General features: G+C 65.5%; 24 protein-coding genes. 11 read left to right on the forward strand and 13 right to left on the reverse strand.

Annotated elements, in window-relative coordinates; all coding sequences use genetic code 11:
- The coding region (locus JQK15_RS16385) for a GcrA family cell cycle regulator (RefSeq protein WP_214866490.1) at nt 1–288 on the reverse strand (288 nt) is incomplete at its 3' end.
- A gap of 113 nt (nt 289–401) precedes the next feature.
- On the opposite strand from JQK15_RS16385, the gene JQK15_RS16390 reads away from it, so the two are divergent.
- Nucleotides 402–1,250 carry an ABC transporter permease gene (locus JQK15_RS16390; RefSeq protein ID WP_004207367.1) on the forward strand — a complete coding sequence of 283 codons (849 nt, stop codon included), beginning with the start codon at nt 402–404 and terminating at the stop codon, nt 1,248–1,250.
- A 124-nt stretch (nt 1,251–1,374) separates the two neighbouring features.
- Here JQK15_RS16390 and JQK15_RS16395 read toward each other — a convergent pair whose 3' ends face one another.
- Entirely contained in the window at nt 1,375–2,694 is a 1,320-nt protein-coding gene (locus tag JQK15_RS16395; protein ID WP_214866491.1) for a UDP-glucose dehydrogenase family protein, read from the reverse strand.
- 157 nt (nt 2,695–2,851) lie between these two features.
- Between JQK15_RS16395 and wecB the strand changes: the two genes are divergently transcribed.
- From wecB to JQK15_RS16415, 4 genes are all read left to right on the forward strand, one after another.
- The gene (gene wecB, locus JQK15_RS16400) at nt 2,852–3,988 is read left to right on the forward strand and encodes a non-hydrolyzing UDP-N-acetylglucosamine 2-epimerase (RefSeq protein ID WP_214866492.1); all 1,137 of its coding nucleotides are present in this window, start codon (nt 2,852–2,854) and stop codon (nt 3,986–3,988) included.
- 71 nt (nt 3,989–4,059) lie between these two features.
- Complete coding sequence (wecC, locus tag JQK15_RS16405) at nt 4,060–5,355, forward strand: UDP-N-acetyl-D-mannosamine dehydrogenase (protein WP_017499499.1); 1,296 nt, start codon at nt 4,060–4,062, stop codon at nt 5,353–5,355.
- 117 nt (nt 5,356–5,472) lie between these two features.
- Entirely contained in the window at nt 5,473–6,201 is a 729-nt protein-coding gene (locus JQK15_RS16410; protein WP_010337739.1) for a polysaccharide biosynthesis/export family protein, read from the forward strand.
- The gene (locus JQK15_RS16415) at nt 6,201–8,345 is read left to right on the forward strand and encodes a GumC family protein (protein ID WP_214866493.1); all 2,145 of its coding nucleotides are present in this window, start codon (nt 6,201–6,203) and stop codon (nt 8,343–8,345) included. Before JQK15_RS16410 ends, JQK15_RS16415 begins: the two co-directional genes overlap by 1 nt.
- Nucleotides 8,346–8,356: 11 nt before the next feature.
- Here JQK15_RS16415 and JQK15_RS16420 read toward each other — a convergent pair whose 3' ends face one another.
- From JQK15_RS16420 to purS, 3 genes are all read right to left on the reverse strand, one after another.
- Nucleotides 8,357–8,887, reverse strand: a complete 531-nt coding sequence (locus tag JQK15_RS16420) for a hypothetical protein (protein WP_214866494.1) — start codon at nt 8,885–8,887, stop codon at nt 8,357–8,359.
- A gap of 149 nt (nt 8,888–9,036) precedes the next feature.
- Nucleotides 9,037–9,711 carry a phosphoribosylformylglycinamidine synthase subunit PurQ gene (purQ, locus tag JQK15_RS16425; protein WP_004207359.1) on the reverse strand — a complete coding sequence of 225 codons (675 nt, stop codon included), beginning with the start codon at nt 9,709–9,711 and terminating at the stop codon, nt 9,037–9,039.
- Nucleotides 9,712–9,714: 3 nt separating this feature from the next.
- Nucleotides 9,715–9,948, reverse strand: coding sequence for a phosphoribosylformylglycinamidine synthase subunit PurS (purS, locus tag JQK15_RS16430; protein ID WP_004207358.1), 234 nt, complete (start codon nt 9,946–9,948; stop codon nt 9,715–9,717).
- Between the two features lie 154 nt (nt 9,949–10,102).
- Between purS and JQK15_RS16435 the strand changes: the two genes are divergently transcribed.
- On the forward strand, nt 10,103–10,255 hold the full coding sequence (locus tag JQK15_RS16435) for a hypothetical protein (RefSeq protein WP_004207357.1): 153 nt from the start codon (nt 10,103–10,105) through the stop codon (nt 10,253–10,255).
- 4 nt (nt 10,256–10,259) lie between these two features.
- Here the strand turns inward: JQK15_RS16435 and JQK15_RS16440 are convergent, their stop codons facing one another.
- Nucleotides 10,260–11,024: an AraC family transcriptional regulator gene (locus JQK15_RS16440; RefSeq protein WP_214866610.1), complete on the reverse strand. Its 765-nt coding sequence runs from the start codon at nt 11,022–11,024 to the stop codon at nt 10,260–10,262.
- A gap of 92 nt (nt 11,025–11,116) precedes the next feature.
- Between JQK15_RS16440 and JQK15_RS16445 the strand changes: the two genes are divergently transcribed.
- Both JQK15_RS16445 and JQK15_RS16450 read left to right on the forward strand, forming a co-directional pair.
- On the forward strand, nt 11,117–12,331 hold the full coding sequence (locus tag JQK15_RS16445; protein ID WP_214866495.1) for an MFS transporter: 1,215 nt from the start codon (nt 11,117–11,119) through the stop codon (nt 12,329–12,331).
- Nucleotides 12,332–12,402: 71 nt separating this feature from the next.
- On the forward strand, nt 12,403–13,155 hold the full coding sequence (locus tag JQK15_RS16450) for a sulfite exporter TauE/SafE family protein (RefSeq protein WP_214866496.1): 753 nt from the start codon (nt 12,403–12,405) through the stop codon (nt 13,153–13,155).
- A 175-nt stretch (nt 13,156–13,330) separates the two neighbouring features.
- On the opposite strand, the gene purC is transcribed toward JQK15_RS16450, so the two are convergent.
- From purC to JQK15_RS16480, 7 genes are all read right to left on the reverse strand, one after another.
- Complete coding sequence (gene purC, locus JQK15_RS16455; protein ID WP_004207352.1) at nt 13,331–14,113, reverse strand: phosphoribosylaminoimidazolesuccinocarboxamide synthase; 783 nt, start codon at nt 14,111–14,113, stop codon at nt 13,331–13,333.
- Nucleotides 14,114–14,240: 127 nt separating this feature from the next.
- Nucleotides 14,241–15,515 (reverse strand): aminotransferase class V-fold PLP-dependent enzyme, encoded by a 1,275-nt coding sequence (locus JQK15_RS16460; RefSeq protein ID WP_214866497.1) that lies wholly within the window; start codon nt 15,513–15,515, stop codon nt 14,241–14,243.
- A 92-nt stretch (nt 15,516–15,607) separates the two neighbouring features.
- Nucleotides 15,608–15,742 carry a hypothetical protein gene (locus JQK15_RS27310; RefSeq protein WP_004207350.1) on the reverse strand — a complete coding sequence of 45 codons (135 nt, stop codon included), beginning with the start codon at nt 15,740–15,742 and terminating at the stop codon, nt 15,608–15,610.
- Between the two features lie 35 nt (nt 15,743–15,777).
- Entirely contained in the window at nt 15,778–17,184 is a 1,407-nt protein-coding gene (otsA, locus tag JQK15_RS16465) for an alpha,alpha-trehalose-phosphate synthase (UDP-forming) (RefSeq protein ID WP_004207349.1), read from the reverse strand.
- Nucleotides 17,181–18,950: a glycoside hydrolase family 15 protein gene (locus tag JQK15_RS16470; RefSeq protein WP_257211540.1), complete on the reverse strand. Its 1,770-nt coding sequence runs from the start codon at nt 18,948–18,950 to the stop codon at nt 17,181–17,183. Before JQK15_RS16470 ends, otsA begins: the two co-directional genes overlap by 4 nt.
- A gap of 98 nt (nt 18,951–19,048) precedes the next feature.
- The gene (gene otsB, locus JQK15_RS16475; RefSeq protein WP_214866498.1) at nt 19,049–19,813 is read right to left on the reverse strand and encodes a trehalose-phosphatase; all 765 of its coding nucleotides are present in this window, start codon (nt 19,811–19,813) and stop codon (nt 19,049–19,051) included.
- Nucleotides 19,814–19,874: 61 nt separating this feature from the next.
- Complete coding sequence (locus JQK15_RS16480) at nt 19,875–20,045, reverse strand: hypothetical protein (protein ID WP_004207346.1); 171 nt, start codon at nt 20,043–20,045, stop codon at nt 19,875–19,877.
- A 131-nt stretch (nt 20,046–20,176) separates the two neighbouring features.
- Here JQK15_RS16480 and JQK15_RS16485 point away from each other — a divergent pair, with 131 nt between their 5' ends.
- The 3 genes from JQK15_RS16485 (at nt 20,177) to parC (ending at nt 23,766) form a co-directional block, all read left to right on the forward strand.
- The gene (locus JQK15_RS16485) at nt 20,177–21,097 is read left to right on the forward strand and encodes a LysR substrate-binding domain-containing protein (RefSeq protein ID WP_214866499.1); all 921 of its coding nucleotides are present in this window, start codon (nt 20,177–20,179) and stop codon (nt 21,095–21,097) included.
- A 39-nt stretch (nt 21,098–21,136) separates the two neighbouring features.
- Nucleotides 21,137–21,367, forward strand: coding sequence for a type II toxin-antitoxin system CcdA family antitoxin (locus JQK15_RS16490; RefSeq protein ID WP_214866500.1), 231 nt, complete (start codon nt 21,137–21,139; stop codon nt 21,365–21,367).
- 71 nt (nt 21,368–21,438) lie between these two features.
- Nucleotides 21,439–23,766: a DNA topoisomerase IV subunit A gene (gene parC / locus JQK15_RS16495; protein WP_214866501.1), complete on the forward strand. Its 2,328-nt coding sequence runs from the start codon at nt 21,439–21,441 to the stop codon at nt 23,764–23,766.
- The last annotated feature ends 24 nt before the right edge of the window (nt 23,767–23,790 follow it).

The following is a 23,790-nucleotide window of genomic DNA, read 5'->3' on the forward strand; positions in this document are numbered from 1 at the left end:
GGCGACCGGGGTCGGACGCGGCGGCGGCGGCGGGGCGGCCACGGGGGCTGCGGCGCGGGGCGCTTCGGCTTCCGGGGCAGGGGCTGCCGGCTTGCGGGCGGGCGCGGCCTTCTTGGGCGCCTCGTTGGCCTTCACCGGGGACGGGCGCGACTGCAGGCCAAGGCGATGTGCCTTGCCGATCACCGCGTTACGGCTGACGCCGCCCAGTTCGTCCGCGATCTGGCTCGCGGTCAGGCCCTTTTCCCACATCGCCTTGAGCTGGTCGATACGTTCGTCGGTCCAGGACAATGAAAACTCCTCACAATCTGTGCTATGCGCCCTATATGGGGCATGCAGGCGCGACTTCCAACCGCGCAGAACGCCCTTGCGGCATAACGGACCAGCCGATAGTCGATCCCATCATGAACGACCAGCCCAAAATTGCAGCCGCCCATCCCGCGCCCGTTCCCTTCCATGAGCCGGGGGAGTTGGTGATCCGCAACGTCAACTGGGCCGGCATGCGCGCGCTCTACCGCAAGGAAGTGCGGCGCTTCATGAAGGTGCAGCTCCAGACGATCTGGGCGCCGGCCGTTACCACGCTGATGTTCCTGGTGATTTTCACCATCGCGCTGGGCGGAGCGAACCGCCAGGTGCTGGGCGTGCCCTTTGCCGATTTCATCGCGCCGGGCCTGATGATGATGGGCATGATGAACAATGCCTTCGCCAACAGCAGCTTCTCGCTGCTGGCGGGCAAGATGCAGGGGACGCTGATCGACTATCTGATGCCGCCGCTGTCGGTGGGTGAATTGCTGTTGGCGCTGGTCGGCGCGGCGGTGACGCGCGCGGTGGCGGTCGGTCTGGCGCTGTGGGGGGCGATGGCGCTGTGGCCCGGCGTGCATGTGACGCCGACGCATTTGTGGGCAGTGATCTGGTTCGGCCTGATGGGCGCCAGCCTGACCGCCTTCATCGGCGTGATGACGTCGATCTGGGCGGAAAAATTCGATCATGCCGCCGCGATCACCAATTTCGTGATCGGGCCGATGACGCTGCTGTCGGGCACCTTCTATTCGATCGACCGCCTGTCGCCGCTCTTCCGGGCGATCAGCCACGCCAACCCCTTCTTCTACGCCATTTCCGGTTTCCGCTATGGCTTCGTCGCGGCGGCGGATGGCAATGTGCTGGTCGGCAGCGTGGTGCTGCTGGCGCTCAATGCCGGGCTGGCGCTGCTCTGCTATGTGCTGCTGCGCAAGGGCTGGAAGCTCAAGGCCTGACGGCGTCAGGTAAGAGCCGCAAGGATCGGCACGGCCAGCATCGCGCCCAGGATCAGCATGGCGGCCAGCAGCCAGTGGCGCAGTCGGGGGAGGGCGCTGACGCCCTCCTCTTCCCATGGCCACATCAGGCGGCGCTGCCCTTTCCACCCACGCGGGTGACGGTGAAGCCGGCGGCTTCCGCTTCCGCGACCGGATAGATGTTGCGCAGGTCGACCAGCACCGGTGCGCTCATCGAGCTGGCCAGGCGCTTGAGATCCAGCGCGCGGAAGGCGTCCCATTCGGTCACCAGCACCAGCGCGTCGGCGCCGGAAGCGGCCTTATAGGCCGAACCGGCCATGGTGACGCCGGGCATCATCGGCGCGGCGACGTCCATGCCCTCGGGATCATAGGCGACGACCTTCGCGCCGGCATCCTCCAGCGCCTGCACGATCGCCAGGCTGGGCGCGTCGCGCATGTCGTCGGTGTTGGGCTTGAAGGTGACGCCCAGCAGGGCGACGGTCTTGCCGCGCGCTTCACCGCCCAGCGCCTTCACGATCTTGCGGCCCATGGCGCGCTTGCGCAGGTCGTTCACCTGCACCACGGTTTCGACGATGCGGATCGGCGCGTCATAATCCTGCCCGGTCTTGACCAGGGCCAGCGTATCCTTGGGGAAGCAGGAGCCGCCATAGCCCGGACCGGCATGCAGGAACTTGCTGCCGATCCGCTTGTCGAGGCCGATGCCGCGCGACACGTCCTGCACTTCGGCGCCGACCGCCTCGCACAGGTCCGCCATCTCGTTGATGAAGGTGATCTTGGTCGCCAGGAAGGCGTTGGCGGCATATTTGATCAGTTCGGCCGTGCGACGGCCGGTGAACATCAGCGGCGCCTGGTTGAGGTTCAGCGGGCGATAGACCTGGCTCATCACCGAAATGGCGCGTTCCGATCCGGTGGTGCCCACGACGACGCGGTCGGGGCGCTTGAAGTCGCCGATCGCGGCGCCTTCGCGCAGGAATTCGGGGTTCGACACGACCTGGATGTCGAGGTCCGGGCGCAGTTCGCGGGCGATCCGCTCGACCTCGTCGCCGGTGCCGACCGGCACGGTCGACTTGGTGACGATGACCGCCGGGCCATCGAGGGATTCGACGATCTCCTTGGCGGCGGCATAGACATAGCTGAGGTCGGCATGGCCATCGCCCCGCCGCGAGGGCGTGCCGACGGCGATGAAGATCGCGTCGGCGCCCTTCACGCCCTCGGGCAGGTCGGTGGTGAAGGTCAGGCGCCCGGCGGCGGCGTTGGTGCCGACCAGCTGGTCGAGGCCGGGTTCGTAGATCGGCATCGTGCCGGCCTCGATCGCGGCGATCTTGCCCGCATCCTTGTCGACGCAGACGACATCATGGCCGAAATCCGCAAAGCAGGCCCCGGAGACGAGGCCGACATAGCCGGTGCCGATCATGGTGATTTTCATGAGTTGGTGGAACTCCAAACGGGAAGTGATTGGTTTGAGGCTCTAGCATAGTCATAACGCAATACAATTCGCGCCTTTGCGTAATTACCATGCTACCGTTTAGCGGCTGGTTACCCTTTTTTGCCAGGGAAGGCGCATCCGAACGAAAGGGCACAGAGTGAAAGTAGCGCTGGTATTTGGGACACGGCCGGAAGCGATCAAGCTGTTTCCGGTGATCCATGCGCTCAAGGCGCGTGCCGATATCGACACCCGCGTGATCGTGACGGCGCAGCATCGCGGCCTGCTGGACCAGGTGCTGGAGATTGCCGGCATCGTGCCCGACATCGATCTGGACGTCATGACGCCCAACCAGACGCTGGACGGGCTGACCGCCAAGCTGATCGTCGCGCTGGGCGAGGCGTTCGACGCGGAGAAGCCCGACCGGGTGGTGGTGCATGGCGACACGCTAACGACGATGGTCGCGAGCCTGGCGGCCTATTATCGCAAGATCCCGGTCGCCCATGTCGAGGCCGGCCTGCGCAGCGGCGACATCCATCATCCCTGGCCCGAGGAGGTCAATCGCCGCGTCGTCGCGTGCATTGCCGACATGAATTTCGCGCCGACCCAGGCGGCCGCCGATGCACTGCTGCGGGAAAATCGCGACGCGGCCGCTATTCATGTCACGGGGAATACCGTGATCGACGCGCTGCTGGCGACGGTCGATCGGGTCCATGGCGAACCGGCGCTGGCCAGCGGTCTCGACGATCTGGCCACGCGCTTCGCCGGCAAGCGGATCGTGGCCGTCACCAGTCACCGGCGCGAAAATTTCGGCGGCGGGATGGAGGCGATCGCCCGTTCCATCGCGGACATTGCCGCGCGGCCCGATGTCGCGGTGATCTTCCCCGTCCACCCCAATCCCAATGTCCGTCCGGTCATGGATGCGGTGCTGGGCGACCTGCCCAATGTCGCGATGATCGAACCGCTCGATTATCCCCATTTCGTCCGCCTGCTCGACCTGTGTCATCTGGTGCTGACCGACAGCGGCGGCGTGCAGGAAGAGGCGCCCTCGCTCGGCAAGCCGGTGCTGGTGATGCGCGAGACCACCGAACGGCCCGAAGGGGTGCAGGCGGGCACGGCGAAGCTGGTCGGCGCGGACCGGGACCGGATCGTGCGCGAGGTGCTGGCGCTGCTCGACGATGATGCCGCCTATCAGGCGATGGCCCGTGCCCATAACCCGTTCGGCGACGGGAAGGCGGCTGAGCGGATTGCCGATATCATTGCAGGAAAGGCCGGCGCGGCGCATCTTGCCGCCTGACATTACCCAAATCTTCAACATTTCCGGGCAATGTCGCTCCGAATTTTGGTGAATGAAGGATTATCTCCCCCATGCCCGTTGACAGCAAGCAGAAGGTTTCCGTCATTGGCCTGGGCTATATCGGCCTGCCGACTGCGGCGCTGATCGCGCGCGGTGGGGCGCAGGTCGTCGGTGTCGATGTCAGCGCCCATGTGGTCGAGACGGTCAATTCGGGGCGGGTCCATATCGAAGAAGTCGATCTGGACGGCCTGGTGCAGGGCGTGGTGGCACGCGGCAATCTGCGCGCGTCGCTCAGCGTAGAGGCCAGTGACGTCTTCATCATCGCGGTGCCGACCCCGGTGGCCGAGGACCGCGCGCCCGACATCTCCTATGTGCTGCAAGCGGCGCGGACCGTCGCGCCGGTGCTGAAGAACGGCGATACGGTGATCCTGGAGTCCACCTCGCCGGTCGGCACGACCGAGGCGATGCGCGACCTGATCGCCGAGCTGCGCCCCGACCTCAAGATGCCCGCGCCCGGCGTGGCGGGCGACATCGCCATCGCCTATTGCCCCGAGCGGGTGCTGCCCGGCCGCATCCTGGTCGAGCTGATCGACAATGATCGCTGCATCGGCGGCATCACGCCGCGCTGCGCGCGCAAGGCGCTGGGCTTCTATCGCCAGTTCGTGCGCGGTGCCTGCATCACCACCACGGCGCGCGCGGCCGAGATGGTGAAGCTGGTGGAAAACAGCTTCCGCGACGTCAACATCGCCTTCGCCAATGAATTGTCGGTGATTGCCGACCGTATGGACATCGACGTGTGGGAAGTGATCCGCCTCGCCAACCGTCATCCCCGCGTCAACATATTGCAGCCAGGGCCGGGCGTCGGCGGCCATTGCATCGCCGTCGATCCCTGGTTCATCGTCCATGGCGACCCGGAAAATGCTCGCATCATCCGGACCGCGCGCGAGGTGAACGACGGCAAGACCGACTATGTCGTGGCCAAATCGTCGGACATGATCGACGCCTTTGCCGGCGAGGATGTCGCCTGCCTCGGCCTCGCCTTCAAGCCGAACATCGATGATTTCCGCGAAAGCCCGGCGGTCAAGGTCGCCAGCCGGCTCGCCCGCCGCTACGGCAAGCGGGTCAAGCTGGTGGAACCCTATGCGCAGGATCTGCCGATGGAGTTCGCCGGCACCGGCGCCGAACTGATCGATCTCGATACGGCTCTGGAACAATGCGGCGTGTTCATCATTCTTGTCGATCATGACATGTTCAAATCCGTTCCCGTCGACGAACGCGCCGGTAAGGCCGTCTATGACACGCGCGGCATCTGGCCCGACCAGCCGCGCCGTCTGCCCGAGCCGGCCGCGCAGCGCATCGCGGTCTGATCGTCGGCCGGGCGGTTCGTCCTGCCCCCCGCGCGGTTGCCATGACGGTGCCGCGTCGCTAACCCCCGAGCCGAGCGGCCCTTTTGCGGGCCGCACCCGGTTCGCAATGGGGTGTTGATGCGCATGAAGCGCCAGATTTTGGGGCACTATGGCAAGGGCATGAAGGGCGGCGCCGTCGCGGCAGCGGCGATGCTGCTCGCCGGCTGCTCGACTGTGGAGGATGCCCCGCGCGGCGAGGCCGCCTATGCGCTGATGCCCGCGCCCGCCGCGGTGGGCCGCGACTATGTCATCAGTCCCGACGATGTGCTGCGCATCCAGGTCTATCATGAGCCCGACCTGTCACTGGAGGATGCGCGGGTCAGCGCGGCCGGCATGGTCCGCATGCCGCTGGTTGGCGATGTATCGATCGGCGGGCTGACCGCCGGCGAGGCATCGGACGTGATCGCCGGCCGGCTGGGCGAGCGCTATCTGGTGTCGCCGCAGGTCACGGTGTTCGTGAAGCAGGCGGTCGGCCGCCGCATCACCGTCGATGGCGAGGTGCGCGAGCCCGGCCTGTTCCCGATCGAGGGACGGATCGGCCTCATCCAGGCGGTGGCGCTGGCCCATGGCCCAACCCGGCTGGCGAGCCTGGGACAGGTGGTGGTGGTCCGCACCGTCGAGGGGCAGCGCCAGGCCGCGACCTTCGACCTTGGTGCCATCCGCAAGGGCGAAGCGCCCGATCCTGAAATATTGCCCGGCGATCTGGTGATCGTCGGCCTGTCGCGCGCCAAGGCTATCCTTGGCGGCGCGCTGATCGCCATTCCCGCCGTCGCGACCGGCTTCATCGCCATAGACGGAGGCAATTGATGGTGTCCCGGATCATCGAACTGGAACAGCGTCAGGCCGGGGAGGAGGATCGCACCACCCGGTTTGTCGAGAGTGCGCGCGGCACATGGACCGTGGTGCGGCGGCACCGCGTCATCCTGTTCGTCACCATGGCGCTCTGCGTGCTGGCGGGCGTCATCTATATCCTGCTGTCGACGCCCGACTATCGCGCGACCGCCTCGGTCGAGGTGGAGGATGTGCCGGCGGGGGCCGCCGGCGCCGGCGCGATGCAGAAGCCGGTCAGCGCGGCCGACACGGAAAGCATGATGCAGACCGAGCTGGAAGTGCTGCGCAGCCGGGCATTGGCCGAGGATGTCGCGCGCGATCTGGCGCTGGTCGGCAGCCCGGTCTTCTTCCAGGGCATGGATGCGCGCCGCCCGGCACAGGGGCAGGGCAGCCTGACCCAGCGCCAGGTCGAGCATGAGCAGGTCATCAAGTTGTTGCGCGACAATCTGCAGGTCGAATTGCCGGGCAAGTCGCGGGTGCTGCGCATCAGCTTCGTCAGTGCCGATCCGGCTTTGTCGGCCAGAGTGGCGAACAGCTATGCCGACAGCCTGATCCGGGCGGACCTGAAGCGCGGCTTTGAGTCCGGCGTGCAGGCGCGTCGTTTCCTGCTGGGTGAGCTGGATGGCGCGCGCAAGGATCTGGAACGGGCCGAGCGGGATCTGGCGGTCTATGCCTCGCGCACCGGCGCAGTGCCGGCCGAGGCGGCTACGGACGAGGACAAGAAGAGCGACGGCAAGGATGCAAAGCCGGACGCCGCACCGGTGCCGGAAGGATCGACCGCGGCGCGTCTGGCGCAGCTCAACGCCTTCCGCGCGCAGGCGGTCGCGGACCGTATTGCCGCGCAGAAGCGCTGGGAAAGCGCGAAGGCGGCGAGCGCCGAGACGCTGCCCGAGGTGCTGGGCAATGGCGCCATGCAGCAGTTGATGGCGGAACGGGCGCAGGCGCGCGCGGCACTGGTCGAGGAACGGCAGTTCCGCAAGGATGCCCACCCAGAAATGCGCGAGGCGCGGGCGCGGCTGGCGGCGCTTGACGACCAGGCCGAGAGCATGGCGAACACGATCCGCGCGTCGCTGCGCCAGGAATATGAGGTGGCGGCGCATGGCGAGAAGCAGATAGCTTCGGAAATCGCCGCGCTGGAAGGCGATGCGCGGGTCGAGCGCGGCCGCGACATGCAGATGAGCATGATGAGCCGGTCGGTCGAAACCTATCGCCTGCTGCATGACAGCCTGTTGCAGCGTTATCGCGACATGGCGTCGCAAGCGGGCTTCCAGGCCGGCCGCATCCAGCCGCTCGACCGGGCGGCGGTGCCGACCACGCCCTTTGCCCCCCATGCCGGCCAGATCATGCTGGTCGCGCTGCTCGGCGGCATGCTGCTGGGCCTGCTGCTGATCGCGGCGCGGCACATGTTCGACGATGCGGTGACGTCGGCCGATACGCTGGCGGAGCGGGTCGACCTGCCGCTGCTGGGCGCAGTGCCGACCACCGGCGACCAGCCGAGCGCACCGGACATCTTCGCGCCGATCGCGGCGTCGCTGCAACTGGCATCGGTTGCCGGCCTGCCGCGCTCCATCCTCGTCACCAGCGCGCAGGAGGAAGAAGGCAAGTCGCTGACCGTCAACGCGCTGGCCCGCGCGCTGGCGCGGCTGGACAAGAAGGTGCTGGTGATCGACGCCGACATGCGCCGGCCGGTGCAGCACAGCCTGTTCCGGGTGACCGCGACGCGCGGCATCAGCGAGGTGCTGACGGGCCAGGGCAAGGCCGAGGATCTGATCCTCGACAGCGGTGTCGCGGGCGTGTCGCTGCTACCCTGTGGCGCGGTGCCGCCCAATCCGGCGGAATTGCTTTCCACCCCGGCGCTCGACGCACTACTGGGCGCGGTGCGCGACCGCTATGACACGGTGCTGATCGACGCGCCGCCGATCCTGGGCATGTCCGACGCGCAACTGCTCGCCGCCAAGGTGCAGGTCACGCTGCTGGTGGTCGAATGGGGCCGCAACCATCATGGCGGCCTGCGGGTGGCGGTGGACCGACTGCGCCGGGCTGGCGGCTCGATCGTCGGCGCGGTGCTGACCAAGGCGCATGGCCGGGCCTATGATTATGACTATCACCGGGGCGGCTAGAACCTGATCGTTTAGCGCACCTTGGCGGGCGCGCACGCAACCTTGTGGAGGCTGTAGCTGGCGAAGGGCTTTTCGGCATTTGCCTCGTCCCGCGCGACGATGCTCCATGTCAGTTGCGCGCCTTTGATGCGCCAACGGTTGACGAAGGTCGCGTCGGGATAGGCATAGTCGATGTCGAAGCCATCGGGCTGGCTTTCGCCTTCGCCAAGGGCCGTGAAGGCGCCGCCGAAACTGTCGGCCCAGAAACCGATGATCGGATGGGATTTTTCGGTGCCGCCGAAGATCAGATGCGCGGCGTAGCGATCCTTCGGATCGGCCAGGGCGCTGCTTTCCACATCGAGTGCGAGCATGGCGTTGAGCGTGATGGGCTGACTGCGGATGGACACGCTGACCGGCTTGCCCATCACGCTGCCTTCGCCTTCCCAGCAGCCACTTAGCGCAAGGACCGCTTCGGGAACCGCGATCGTGCCGGGTTCGGCAGCTTGAGCGGCCGTCGGCAATAGCAGCAAGGCTATCAGCTGCACGTGCGATTTGCTGATCATCGATCCCCCTTGGTCATTGTCCATCTCGTGTAGAACAAAGGGGGAATGATGCAAGTCAGGACCGATGCCGGCATCGCCGCAGCCGGAAGTTAAAAAAAGCCCGCCGCGCTGATGCGTGGCGGGCTTTTTTGTGATCTCGATCCGGAGGATCAGGCGCGGGCGAGTAGCCCTTCCACCAGGCCGGCGAACAGGCGCTGGCCGTCGGTGTTGCCATGGGCCGGTTCGATCACGCGCTCGGGGTGGGGCATCATGCCCAGTACATTGCCGGCTTCGTTGAGGACGCCGGCGATGTTGCGGGCCGAACCGTTGATGTTCTGGGCGTAGCGGAGCGCGACGCGGCCTTCGCCTTCCAGCCGATCGAGGGTGGCGTCGTCGGCGAAATAATTGCCGTCATGATGGGCGACCGGGAAGCTGATCGCTTCGCCAGCGGCATAGCGGCTGGTGAAGGCGCTCTGGGCGTTCTCGACGGTCAGGGCGACGTCGCGGCAGACGAAATGACCGCCGGCGTTGCGCAGCAGCGCGCCGGGCAGCAGGCCGCTTTCGGTCAGCACCTGGAAGCCGTTGCAGATGCCCAGGACGAAGGCGCCACGGTCAGCGGCGCGGGCGACAGCCTGCATCACCGGCGAGCGGGCGGCCATCGCGCCGGAGCGCAGATAGTCGCCATAGGAAAAGCCGCCGGGCACGCCGATCAGGTCGATGTCGTCGGGCAGTTCGGTATCGCGATGCCACACCATGGTGGGCTTGGAACCGGTCGCAGCCTCGAACGCCACCGCCAGGTCGCGGTCGCAATTGCTGCCCGGAAAGACGATGACGGCGCTCTTCATGGCTCAGGCCACCTTTTCGATGCGGTAATTTTCGATGACCGTGTTGGCCAGCAGCTTGCGGCACATGGCGTCGATGTCCTCGTCGCTGGTGCCATCGGCCAGGTCCAGCTCAATGAGCTTGCCGGCGCGCACGTCGTTGACGCCGCCAAAGCCCAGGCCTTCGAGCGCGTGATGGATCGCACGGCCCTGCGGATCGAGGACGCCGCCCTTGAGAGTGACGAAGATGCGGGCTTTCATGAGGTGCAAACTCCTTGGCATGCCGCCCGCCGATGCGGGGGGATGAACTTTGCCGCTCCCCCTAGGCGCGGCGCGGCGCGCAGGCAAGAGATTATGACTTTCTTAGGAAGCTGAGGATAATCTGATCGCCGAGTTTTTTACAGGGATATGGGGCATGTCCGGTCTGGCACTGGCAATGTTTGTGGGGCTTTTTGCCTGGGGGCAGCAGATTGTGGGCTATGACGACCCGCATGGGCGGGTTCAGCTGGCGCTGTTCGCGACCTTCTGCTTCGGCTTGCTGGTCGGCTATCGCGCCAAGTCCGCCTGATCCTTTAGGGGCGATAGCGGCTGGGCGAGACGCCCAGCGCCCGCTTGAACATGGTCGAGAAATTGGCCGGCCCGTCATAGCCCAGGTCCAGCGCGATCGTCGTGATCGCTTCGCCCGCCGCCAGCCGGGGCAGGGCGGCCGACAGGCAGGCCTGTTGCCGCCATTGCGCGAAGCTCATCCCCGTTTCCTGGCGGAAAAGCCGGGTGAAGCGACGCCGGTTCATCGCCAGCGCGTCGGCCCATTGGTCGATCGTCACATGGGACTGTGGCTGTTCGACAAAGGCGTGGCAGCGGGCCGCAAGCGCGGCATGGCGCGGGAAGGGCACGGCGAGCGGGATCAGCGGCGCCCGCTCGATCTCCGCCACCAGCAACCGCATGACCAGGCCATCGCGCGCCGCTTCCGCATATTCGACCGGAACATGGGCGGCCTCCACCAGCAACTGGCGCAGCAGCGGCGACACGCCGAGCACCCGGCAGGACCGGGCCAGGCCGGGATAGACGGCCTGATCGACCAGCACGCTGCGCGTCTGCACCGCGCCGACCATTCGCACCGCATGGGGCGTGCCGCCCGGAATCCAGACGGCCCGCTCGGGTGGGGCGACCCAGGCGCCCTGCGGCGTGCTCACCGCGACCACGCCGGACGCCGCATAGAGCAATTGCCCGCGCCGATGCTGATGCTCGGCCAGTTCGAAGGAGGGCGGATAATCATTGCCGATGCCGACCACGGGCCGGGGCACATGCTCATGATCGTCGGGGTGCCGCTGGTCCATCATTGTCCCGATTGCAAAAGAGATTGACCCATATGCGGAAGCGGGACGGGAAGGGAAGCGCTAATCGGTCCGGCCTCAGAAAGGAACGGACAATGAAAGAGATAAGGATAGACAAGACAGGCGCACAATTGGCAGCGGGCGGCACGGCGTTCGGCGTGATCGTGGCGATCAGCTTCTGCCATCTGCTCAACGACATGATGCAGTCGCTGCTTCCCGCCATCTATCCGGGCCTCAAGAGCGAGCTACATTTGAGCTTCGGCCAGATCGGCATGGTGACCCTGGTCTATCAAATCACCGCGTCGATCCTGCAGCCGATGATCGGCCTCTATGCCGACAAGCGACCGACGCCGATGGCGCTGCCGGGCGGCACGCTCTTCTCGCTGGCGGGCCTGACCGTGCTGTCGATCGCGCACAGCTATGGGCTGGTGCTGGTCGGCGCGGCGCTGCTGGGCGTCGGTTCCTCGGTCTTCCATCCCGAATCCTCGCGGGTGGCGCGGATGGCGGCGGGCGGTCGCCATGGTTTGGCCCAGTCGCTGTTCCAGGTCGGTGGCAATGCGGGGCAGGCGCTGGGGCCGCTGGCGGCGGCGCTGGTCGTGGTGCGCTGGGGCCAGTCGAGCCTGGCCTTCTTTGCGCTGCTGGCGCTGCTGTCGGGCGCGGTGCTGTGGAATGTCGCCAACTGGTATCGCCATCATGGCCTCAGCCGGTTGCAGGTCGGCGGCGCCGGCGCGCTGCATATCGAACTGCCGCGTGGGCAGGCGGCGCGGGGCATCGCCATCCTGCTGGCGCTGATCTTCTCCAAATATGTCTATCTCGCCAGCCTGACGAGCTATTATACCTTCTACCTGATCCAGCGGTTCAACCTGTCGGTGCAGAATGCGCAGCTCCATCTGTTCGCCTTCCTGGCCGCGGTGGCGGTCGGCACGGTCGCGGGCGGGCCGCTGGGCGACCGGTTCGGGCGTAAATATGTGATCTGGTTCTCGATCCTGGGGGCGCTGCCCTTCACCCTGGCGCTGCCCTATGCCGGGCTGTTCTGGAGCGGGCCGCTGACCGTCATCATTGGCCTGATCCTCGCCTCGGCCTTTCCCGCGATCGTCGTGTTTGCGCAGGAACTGGTGCCGGGCAAGGTCGGCATGATCTCCGGCCTGTTCTTCGGCTTCTCCTTCGGCATGGGCGGGCTGGGCGCGGCCGGGCTGGGCTGGCTGGCCGACCATAGCAGCATCGAAATGGTGTTCCGCGTCTGCGCCTTCCTGCCGGCGATCGGCCTGCTCACCGCCTTCCTGCCCAATCTGGGGCACGAGCGGAACTGAATGTCACGGGCGGGGCGGCCCAGGTCGTCCCGCTTATTCTCTTTGCCGGCAACTGCTTATAAGGCTGGGGCATGAGTCCCGACCTTCTCTATTTCGCCTGCGCCATCATCGCCGTCATCATATCGGGGCTCGCCAAGGGCGGCTTTGCCGGTGTCGGGGCGCTGGCCATGCCGATCATGGCGCTGGGCGTCGATCCGGTGCGCGGTGCTGCGATCCTGTTGCCGATCCTGATCCTGCAGGATGCGGTCAGCGTCTGGGCCTTCCGCCGCAGCTGGGACGGGCATATCCTGGCGGTGATGCTGCCCGGCATGGCGATCGGCGTCGGGCTGGGCTACTGGTTTGCGGCGCAAGTCTCCGAAACCGCGGTGCTGGGCGCGCTAGGCGCCATTTCCACCTTGTTCGGGTTGCAGCGGCTCTGGGTCGAGCGGGGCGGGGCGATCGTCCTGCCCTCGACCTCGTCGGGCTGGGTCGGCACGCTGTTCGGCGTCGCGAGCGGCTTTACCAGCCAGATCGCCCATGCCGGATCACCGCCCTTCCAGATGTGGGTGCTGCCCAAAAAGCTGCCGCGCGACATGCTGGTCGGCACCACGGCTGTCGCCTTCGCTGTCATGAACTGGATGAAGGTGCCGGCCTATGCCGCGCTGGGCCAGTTCACCCATGCCAATCTGATGGCGACGGCGCTGCTGGTGCCGGTGGCGGTTGTCTCGACCTTCGCCGGGGTGTGGCTGGTGCGGCGGGTGGACGCTGCGCGCTTCTACACGCTCATCTATGTGCTGATGGTGCTGCTGGGGCTCAAGCTGATGGCGGATGCGCTGATCGGTTGAGAGGCTGTCTCGAAATGCACGAAAGAGCGCATTTCGGTAGCGGCACCGGCCCACACCCCCACCCGACCGCCCACAGAGTGTATCCTGAATGGGAGGTCGGGTGGGGGTGTGGGCCGGTGCAGGCGCGCCAAAGGCGCATAACAAAAAGGCCGGCGCTGTGGCCGGCCTTTCTATCTTAGTCCTTCTCGCGCTTCTTGCGATGCGTGTCGAGGTCGAGGACGGTGGTGTCCAGCCCTTCGGGCAGCAGGCCCAGGCGGCGGGCCACTTCCTGATAGGCTTCGACTTCGCCGCCGAGGTCGCGACGGAAGCGATCCTTGTCCAGCTTCTCGTTGGTCGCCATGTCCCACAGGCGGCAGCCATCGGGGCTGATCTCGTCGGCCAGGATGATGCGGCTGTAATCGCCGTCATAGAGGCGGCCGAATTCCAGCTTGAAGTCGATCAGGCGGATGCCGATGCCGGCGAACAGGCCGCACATGAAGTCGTTGATGCGGATCGCCATGTCGGCGATGTCGTGCATCTCTTCCTGCGTGGCCCAGCCGAAGCAGGCGATATGCTCTTCGGAGATCAGCGGGTCGCCCAGCGCATCATCCTTGTAGCAATATTCGATCAGCGTGCGCGGCAACTGGGTGCCTTCCTCGATGCCGAGCTTCTTCGACAGCGAACCGGCGGCGACGTTGCGCACCACGACCTCGATCGGCACGATCTCGACCTGGCGGACGAGCTGTTCGCGCATGTTGAGGCGGCGGATGAAGTGGGTCGGCACGCCGATCTGGCCGAGCAGGGTGAAGATATGCTCGGAAATCCGGTTGTTGAGCACGCCCTTGCCCGAAATCGTGCCCTTCTTCTGGGCATTGAAGGCGGTCGCATCATCCTTGAAATATTGGATGATCGTGCCGGGCTCGGGGCCTTCGTAAAGGATCTTTGCCTTGCCTTCGTAGATCTGGCGGCGACGGGCCATGCGCGTTCCTGTCTTTTTCTTACAAAAGATTTTGCCCCGGCAAACGCGAATCGGAAAGGATCAGCGGGTGCCGGGGCTGCTTGGGGTGGCCCATAGAGCAATATAGGCGGGGGTGCAATTGTGGCGGCTATGCCCCCTTCATCTTCCGATATTCGTCGAACAGGCCAAGGAAGCGGTCGATGTCCGCCTTGCTCAGGAAATAGGGGGTGGCGAGGCGCAGCTTGCTGGGGTTGCCGCCGCGAATGCGCACCTTGTGATTTTTCCAGAGCCAGTCCTGCAATTCCATCCGCTGCACCGGCGGCACGTTGACGGTCGCGATCGCGCAGCGCAGCGCCGGATCGGGCGAGGTCCAGTCCTCCGCGCCGCGCTTCATCATCTCGGCATGGATATGGTCGGCGAGCATGCGGTTGCGCGCCTCGATCCGATCCATGCCGATGCTGTCGGCGAAGCCGATCGCGGCGTTGAGGCCCATCAAGGTCGGGATGCAGGAGGAGCCGATCTGCATATAACGGTCCGCCATGCGGGTCGGGTCGTCATAGCCGCCGGTCGCGATCGTGTTCCAGACCCGGTCCATCACGCTCCTGTCGCGCAGATAGAGGAAGCCGGTGCCCTTCGTTGCGAACAGCCATTTGTGCATCGACCCGGTATAGAGGTCGCAGCCGATATCGTTGAGGTCGACCTTCATCATGCCCGGTGCATGGGCGCCGTCGAAGGCGGAGATGATCCCCTTCGACCGGGCGAGCGCGGCGATTTCCTTGGCCGGCAGCACCACGCCGGTCGAGGTGCTGATATGGCTGACGAAGATGATCCGCGTTTTCGGCGTGATTGCATCGTTGATGCGGTCGAGGATTTCGGCAGCGTTCTTCGGCGGCTTGGGCATGGCGAATTTCTTGACCACCACGCCATAGCGGCGCGACCGCAGCATCCAGGGCATTTCGCCCGATCCATGTTCCTCGTCGCTGATTAGCACCTCGTCGCCCGGCTTCATGTCGAAGCCATTGGCGATGTAGCTGTTCGCCTCGGTACAGTTGCGCAGGATCGCCATCTGCTCGACCTTGGCGCCCATGAAGTCGGCAAAGGGCTTGCGATACTGGTCCCAGGCGCCATAGCCCCAGATCGGATAATCCTCCGACCCTTGCTGCGTCATCTGCTCGGTCGTCTCGAACCCGTCGAAGATCGCCTTCAATACCGGGCGCGGCGAGGAACCGACCGTGCCGACATTGAGGTTCACGACATCGACCGGGATCAGGAACTGTTTGCGCAGCGCCGCCCAATAGGCATCTTCATTTTTCGCATGGAGATCGGCGGCCGGCAGCGGCACGCTGGTCAGCGCTTCCGCCCCGATCGGCGCGGCGAGCGAGGCGGCAGCGGCACTGCCCAGGAAGGAACGGCGATCGAGCATGGACATCCCCCGTTTGGCGCTCCCGAAGCCGGAGCGGCATCATGTCTGCCGCTGGTTCAACGAGGCGCAAGGGGAAATCCGCAGGGCGCGCGCTACAGTACGTCGCCGAACATGAACCAGATCAGCGCCAGCCAGGCGATCAGGCCGATGCTGCCAATGATCACGCCGGATTTGGCGCTGATGGCGGCCCACAGGCCGCGCGGTTCGTCATCATCTTCGCTATGCATGGCACCGGCCTAGCGGGACCGGTGCCTGATCTCAATCATTCGGTCGCCGGTTCCGGCTCGGCCTCCGGCTCCTCCTGGCGGGTGGCGGCCAGCCGATCGGTGAAGGCGCTGCGCCACCAACTGATATCCTGCTGCTCGACGCTGTCCATCATCGCCCGCCAGCGCCGCTTGCGCTCGTCGAGCGGCATGGCCAGCGCCCGGTCGATCGCGTCGGACATCTCTTCGGGGCTATAGGGGTTGATGAGCAGCGCGTCCTTGAGCTGCATCGCCGCGCCGGCGAAGCGGGACAGGATCAGGACGCCGGGATCGTCCGGGTTCTGGGCCGCGACATATTCCTTGGCGACCAGGTTCATGCCGTCGCGCAGCGGCGTCACCAGCCCGATCCGGGCGGAGCGATAGATGCCGGCGAGCTTGTCGCGCGGATAGCCCTGGTTGACATAGCGGATCGGGGTCCAGTCGACATCGCTATATTCGCCGTTGATCCGCCCGGCGAGCGAGTCCAGCGTGGCGCGGATCTGCTGATAGCTTTCCACCTCGCCGCGCGAGGGCGGGGCGATCTGCGCCAGCACGACGCGGCGATGATGTTCGGCATGATCCTTCAGGAAGCGGGCATAGCCGTTGAACCGCTCTTCCAGACCCTTGCTATAGTCGAGCCGGTCGACGCCGACGATCAGCGAGCGATCCTGCAGCGAGGCGCGGACCTGGCGGTGCATCTCCACCGCCGCGTCGCTGGCGGCGGCCTGCTTGAACTCCTCGGCATTGATGCCGATCGGGCAGGCGACGGCCTGGATGGTGCGACCGCCGACGGTGACGAAATCGCCATCGACAGTGCCGCCCATCTCGCGCTCGACATAATGGCGGAAGGATTCCAGCCATTCCTCGGTATGGAAGCCGATCACGTCATAGGCGAAGAGGGTGCTGACCAGCTTGGTATGATGGGGCAGCGAGACCAGCAGGCGGGTCGGCGGCCAGGGAATGTGCAGGAAGAAGCCCATCCGGTTCTGATGGCCCCGATCTCGCAGCATCTGGCCGAGTGGGATCATGTGATAATCCTGCACCCAGATAATGTCTTCCGGTTCGATCAGCGGGCTGGCGGTGTCGGCGAAGCGCTGGTTGACGCGATTGTATCCGCCCTCGAAATCGCGGGCATATTCGGCCAGGTCGATGCGGTAATGGAAGAGCGGCCACAACGTCTTGTTGGCATAGCCATTATAATATTCGTCGACATCCTGCTCTTCCAGGTCGATCGTCGCGGTCTTCACCCCGTCATCGTCGGCAAAGCCGATATGGCCTGTGAAATTGTCGGTTGTGCCACCCGACCAGCCGACCCAGATGCCCCGGCTTTCACGCAGCGCCTGCGCCAGCGCCACGGCAAGCCCGCCCTGATTGGCGGCGCCATTGGGGCGACTGACCCGGTTGGAAATGACTATCAGACGGCTCATCGCATCACGCTCCACGGTTTGCTCAGCAAGACGGCGCAGTTGATGATGCCGACCAACGAATAGGTTTGCGGGTAATTTCCCCAGAGTTCCCCATTATGGGGATCGATATCTTCGGACAGCAGCCCGGCCGCAGTGCGGCGGGACAGCATCTCCTCGAACAGTTCGCGTGCCTCCTCGGTCCGGCCGGTGCGATGCAGCGCCTCGATCAGCCAGAAGGTGCAGACATTGAAGGCAGTGACCGGCTCGCCGAAATCGTCCGGTGCGCTGTAGCGCAGCATGTCGTTGCCGCGGCGCAGATCCTTTTCCAGTGCTTCGAGCGTGCCGGTGAACATCGGATCGTCGGCAGTCAGGAAGCGCAGGTCGAGCAGTTGCAGCAGCGACGCGTCGCGCGCGTCATCCTCGAAATTGGCGGAGATCGCCTTGCTGTCGGCGCGCCAGGCGGATTCGATGATGCGGGCGCGCATGGTTTCGGCGCGATTTTCCCAATGGGCGGCGCGCAGCGGCAGGTCGAGCGCGGTGGCGGCATGGGCCAGCCGATCGCAGGCAGCCCAGCACATCACCGCGCTGTAGCTGTGGACATGGGCGCGGGTGCGCAATTCCCACAGGCCCGCGTCGGGCTGGTCATAGACCTGCCAGGCGCGTTCGCCTACCGCCTCCAGCGCCTCGAAATCGGCATGGCCGGCCATGCGCAACAGGCGCCGGTCGATGAAGCCCTGAACCGAGGACAGGACGATCTGACCATAGGCGTCGTGCTGGATCTGTTCATAGGCGGCATTGCCGACCCGCACCGGCCCCATGCCGCGATAGCCAGGCAGGTGCGCGGCCTCCCATTCATGCAGCGTCGCATTGCCGCGCACGTCGTAGAGCGGCTGGATATGGCCGCCCTTGGCGCCGTCGACGATGTTGCGCAGATAGACGAGATAGGTTTCCAGCACGTCGAGGGCGCCGAGCCGGTTGAGCGCCTCGACCGTATAATAGGCGTCGCGCACCCAGCAGTAGCGATAGTCCCAGTTGCGACCGCTGTCGGCATGTTCGGGGATGGAGGTGGTGAGCGCGGCGACGATCGCGCCGGTTTCCTCATGCTGGCAGAGCTTGAGGGTGATGGCGGAACGGATCACCGCCTCCTGCCATTCGGGCGGGATGGCAAGGCCGCGCACCCAGAGCTGCCATTCCAGGATGGTGTCGTCCAGCATCCGCTCGATCGCCGGGCGCAGCGCGTCGGAAAATCCCTCGTCTGGCCCCATGAAGAAATGCATGTCCGATTCGAGGCGGAACCAGCTTTCCTGCGCGATCAGGCCAATGGGTGCATTGGTCGATATCCGCATCGCCATGTAGGACAGGACCATGCGGATATGGTTGGAGCCGTAGGTGACCGGGACATTTTCCTTGCCCCAGCTTGTCGTGGGGCGCAGGCGGACGCGGATGCGCGGGCTGCCGGCAGCGGGGCGCACGATGCGCGCGAAGGCGACCGGGCGATACATGCGGCCCTTATGCTTGTGGCGCGGGCAGAAATCGAAAATCTCGATCGCATTGCCTTGGCCGTCGCTCTGGCGGGTGACCAGGATCGGCGTGTTGCGGATGTAATGCTGTTCGACCGCGACGCAATTTTCCAGCTCAATCGCCCAGAAGCCACGGGCTTCCTTGCTGTCCCAATGCTTGTTGTCGAGCAGGGCGGAAAAGACGGGGTCGCCGTCGACCCGCGGCACGCAGGCCCAGACCATGCGCCCGGCGCGGTCGATCAGGGCGGATGCCTGGCAGTTTCCGATCGGCCAGAGGTCGAGGTCACGCTCGTTTCCGGCCAGGATATGGTCGCTGGTATCGATGATGTTCGGCCCCCTTCGTTCATGCGAATGGTGGCCGCCGGTCAGATGATCGCGGCGACCCCCTGCGCCAGATAATGCCTGACGGCGGCAACCTGTTCCAAGCCGAAGGCCGCGTGCGTGTGCCGCGCGGGCCCGACCAATATGCCATGGCCGCCCAATTGCGCGGCGGCGGCGAAACCTTCCTCGTCCGTGACATCGTCGCCGATGAAGATCGGCGTGCCGCCGGCCATCGGCGCCTGCTGCATCAGGCGGGTGAGCGCGCTGCCCTTGTCGGCGCCGCCGGGGCGTAGTTCGAACAGCATCTTGCCCGCCTGCACGGCCAAGCCATGCTGCTCTGCAAGCTGATGGGCAAGCAGGCCGGCGGCCTCGCCACAATCGGGCGCGCCACGGAAATGGAGGCCGACGCTGATCGACTTGCGTTCGACCAGCACGCCGGGACGGGTGTCGGCAAAGATATGGAAGGCCCGTTCGACCGCATCGATGGCGGGCAGGCGGGGCGGCGCATCCGGCACTTCGCCGGGCGCGGCAAATTCCAGGCCGTGGGTGCCGGCAAGCAGGAAATTCTGAAAGCCGAAATCGCGCAGCGTGGCGATCGACCGGCCGCTGACGATGGCGAGGCGTCCGTCCAGCTTGCGTCGTAGCGCCGCCAGCAGGGCAAGCAGATCATCATCGACATGCACCCCGTCGGGCGTGTCCGCGATCGGCGCCAATGTCCCGTCGAAATCGAGGAACAGGGCGGCTCCGGTCAGCAGCGCGGGCGGGGGAGCGGGAAGATCGGGCAGAGGGGGAAGAGCGGTTTCGGGCACGGCCTAAAGGTGGCGCCTGTACCGGAAACCGCAACCCCTGTTTTGCCCCTTGCCGGGATTTTCACGATTGGCAGGGGCGCTTGCATTGGCGTTCATCGGCCCAGGGCGCGCTCCATTCGATGCGGTGAAGCACCCGAAATGCCTGCATCACGCGATGCAGGAAATGGTCGGCACTCTTGCTGATTTCTTCATGGCTGTCGTTCCACAGCCGGGCGTCATATTGATCGCGCATCACTGTTCCTTCCGTCCATGATCATCGCCGGGCGCGGAGGGCCGCCGGCACCACTGTCTCTGCCCGAACGGCACCCTTGGCGCCAACAAAAGCATGGACAGAATAGATAAGCCTGGCTTATCTAATGGCGCATGTCGCCGCTGCCGCCCCTGTCCGCCATTCGCGTGTTTGAGGCCGCTGCGCGGCTGGAGAATTTCACGGCCGCCGCGCAGGAGCTGGGGATGACCCAGGCGGCGGTCAGCTATCAGGTGAAATTGCTGGAGGAGCGGCTGGGCATCAGCCTGTTCCAGCGGACCGGGCGCAAGGTGGCGCTGACCGAAAAGGGGCGCGAGATCGCACCGATCCTGACCCGCGCCTTCGACCAGATGCGGCAGGGCTTTGCCGCGCTGACCCAGGATCATTCGGCGGTGCTGAGCATAAGCTGCACCAACAGTTTTGCGCATCTCTGGCTGGCGCCACGGATCGGCGCCTTCCAGATGCGCCACCCGAACCTCGCCGTGCGGATCATGGCCGATGATGCGGTGGTCGACCTGGCGCGCGACGGCATCGATCTGGCGGTGCGCGGCGGCAAGGGGGAATGGCCGGGGCTGGAGGCGAAGCTGCTGACCCATAACCGGTTGGTGCCGATGTGCAGCCCGGCCTGGCGTGACCGGCACGGGCCGATTGCCGACGCACGCGCGCTCCACGCTTTGCCGCGCCTGTCGCCCGACGACATGTGGTGGCATGAATGGTTCGCGGCGATGGGCGTGGAGGCCGACCCGGCCGATGGCCCGCCCGGTATCGCGCTCGACAGCCAGGTGATGGAGGGGCGCGCCGCGATCGCCGGGCAGGGGGTGGCCATCCTCAACCATTTCCTCTGGAGGGCGGAGGTGGAAGCGGGGCAACTGGTGGAGGCGGTACCCTCCTATGTCCGTGAAATCGCCAGCTACTGGCTGGTCTATCCGCCCCACGCCCGCAACACGCCCAAGATCAAGGCTTTTCGCGACTGGATCAGCGCCGAGTTTGCTGCCGCCATCGCCGCCGATCCGGACGCGCGTTTCTTGCCGCGTTAATCCATGGCATGATATCGTCCTGCAAAAGGTGATCGGCCAATGGATGACGATGAGTTCGCGGCAAGCCGGGCGCGGGTCGAAGCCGCGCCAGAGCGAAACCTGATTGCTGCTGCCGAAGAACTGGGGATGGATCTCAGTCTACGGTCCGAGCCCGGTTTCGTGGAGGAAGTCCGCCATCGCTGGATGGAAGCCAATAGGGGCGCGATGGAAAGTTGGAACGCCTATGTCGAGAAGCATGGCCTCCCGCTCGACAAATATCGAAATTTTTGATCGTGGCGCCCAGTCTTCGGGGTGCATAATTCTCGTTTCCGTTCACGTTCCGTCCTGCTAAGCCACTCCCGATGACCGATTTTCGCGACCCGTTCGACGCTATCAAGGACCATCCTTTCGACGCGGCGCTCTCGCAGCGCTATCTGGTCTATGCGCTCTCCACCATCACCGCGCGTTCGCTGCCGGACCTGCGCGATGGGCTGAAGCCGGTGCATCGGCGCCTGCTCTGGGCGATGCGGCTGTTGCGGATGGAGCCGGGCGGCGCGAACCCGGACGTGCTGGTCGCCAATCCGGCGCGCAACACCACCAGCTACAAGAAATGCGCGCGCGTCGTCGGCGACGTCATCGGTAAATATCACCCGCATGGCGATGCATCGGTCTATGACGCGATGGTGCGCCTGGCGCAGGATTTCTCGCTGCGCACGCCGCTGGTCGATGGCCAGGGCAATTTCGGCAATATCGACGGCGATAATGCGGCGGCCATGCGCTATACAGAGGCGCGGCTGACCCAGGCGGCCGCGGACCTGATGGCGGGCCTGGACGAGGGCACGGTCGATTTCCGTCCGACCTATAATGGCGAGGATGAGGAGCCGGAGGTTTTTCCCGGCCTCTTCCCCAATTTGCTGGCCAATGGCGCCAGCGGCATCGCCGTCGGCATGGCGACCAGCATCCCGCCGCACAATGTCGGCGAACTGCTGGATGCCGCCACCTTGCTGATCGACAGCCCGGAGGCGGACGACGCTGCGCTGATGGAGATCGTCAAGGGGCCGGACTTCCCGACCGGCGGCGTGCTGGTCGATAATCAGGCAATCATTTCCGAAGCCTATCGCACCGGGCGCGGCTCCTTTCGCACCCGTGCGCGCTTCTCCACCGGTCGCAACGAGGACGGCAGCTGGGAAGCGGAAGGGATCGAGAAGCTGGCCGGTGGTACCTGGCAGCTGGTGATTTCCGAAATCCCCTATCAGGTGCAGAAGTCCAAGCTGATCGAGCAGATTGCGGCGCTGATCAACGACAAGAAGCTGCCGATCCTGGAGGATGTGCGCGACGAGAGCGACGAGGCGATCCGCATCGTCATCGTCCCCAAAAGCCGCAACGTCCCGGTCGATGTGCTTAAGGACAGCCTGTTCCGGTTGACCGACCTGGAAAATCGTTTTCCGCTCAACCTCAACGTGCTCGACGCCAGCCATACGCCGCGCGTGCTGGGGCTGCGCGCGGTGCTGGTCGAATGGCTCAAGCACCAGATCGAGGTGTTGGTCCGCCGGGCGCAGCACCGGCTGGAGAAGATCGCCGCGCGGCTGGAACTGCTCGACGGCTATATCATCGCCTATCTCAACCTCGACCGGGTGATCGAGATCATCCGTACCGAGGATGAGCCCAAGGATGTGATGATGGCCGAATTCAGCCTGACCGACCGTCAGGCCGAAGCGATCCTCAACATGCGGCTGCGTAGCTTGCGCAAGCTGGAGGAAATGGAGTTGCGCCGCGAACACGCCGAGCTGGTCAAGGAACAGGCGGAGCTGGAAAAGCTGGTCGAGAGCCCGGTCCGGCAGCGCACGCGGCTGAAGCGCGACATTGCCGACCTGCGCAAGCGCTATGGCCCCGATACGGTGATCGGCCGGCGCCGCACGCTGGTCGAGGAAGCCGGCCCGGCGCGCGAGATCCCGCTGGAGGCGATGATCGAGCGCGAGCCGGTGACGGTGATCCTGTCGGAGCGCGGCTGGATCCGCGCGATGAGCGGGCATCGCGACCTGGCTGCGGCCGATACGCTGAAGTTCAAGGAAGGCGATGGCCCGCAATTCGCCTTCCACGCCTATACCACGGACAAGCTGCTGATGGCAACGTCGAGCGGGCGCATCTACACGCTGGGGGCGGACAAGCTGCCGGGTGGGCGCGGCTTTGGCGATCCGGTGCGGATGATGGTAGATATGGACGATCAGGGCGGCATCGTCGCGCTGATGCCGGCCAGGACGGGTGGGCAATTGCTGCTGGCTTCGTCTGACGGGCGCGGCTTCCTCGCTGATGTGGCGGATATCCTGGCGGAGACGCGCAAGGGCAAGCAGGTGGTCAATGTCCGCACGGGCGCGAAGCTTGCCGTGGTGCATGCGGTCGATCCGGAGGCGGACAGCATCGCCGTCATCGGCGAGAACCGGAAGCTGCTGGTCTATTCGATCATCGAAATGCCCAAGATGGCGCGCGGGCAGGGGGTGCAGATGCAGCGCTATCGCGACGGCGGCCTGTCCGATGCGATCGCCTTCCGCCTGAGCGACGGGATCAGCTGGGCGATGGGCGGCGAGACCGGCCGGACCCGGACCGAGGCGGACATGACGCCATGGCGGGTCGCCCGCGGCGCTGCCGGTCGCATGCCACCGACAGGCTTCCCGCGCGACAACAAGTTCTGACGCAAATTCAGCACCATCGGCAGA

It is taken from the genome of Sphingobium sp. BHU LFT2, assembly GCF_018604485.1.
Taxonomy (GTDB): Bacteria; Pseudomonadota; Alphaproteobacteria; order Sphingomonadales; family Sphingomonadaceae; genus Sphingobium; species Sphingobium yanoikuyae_A.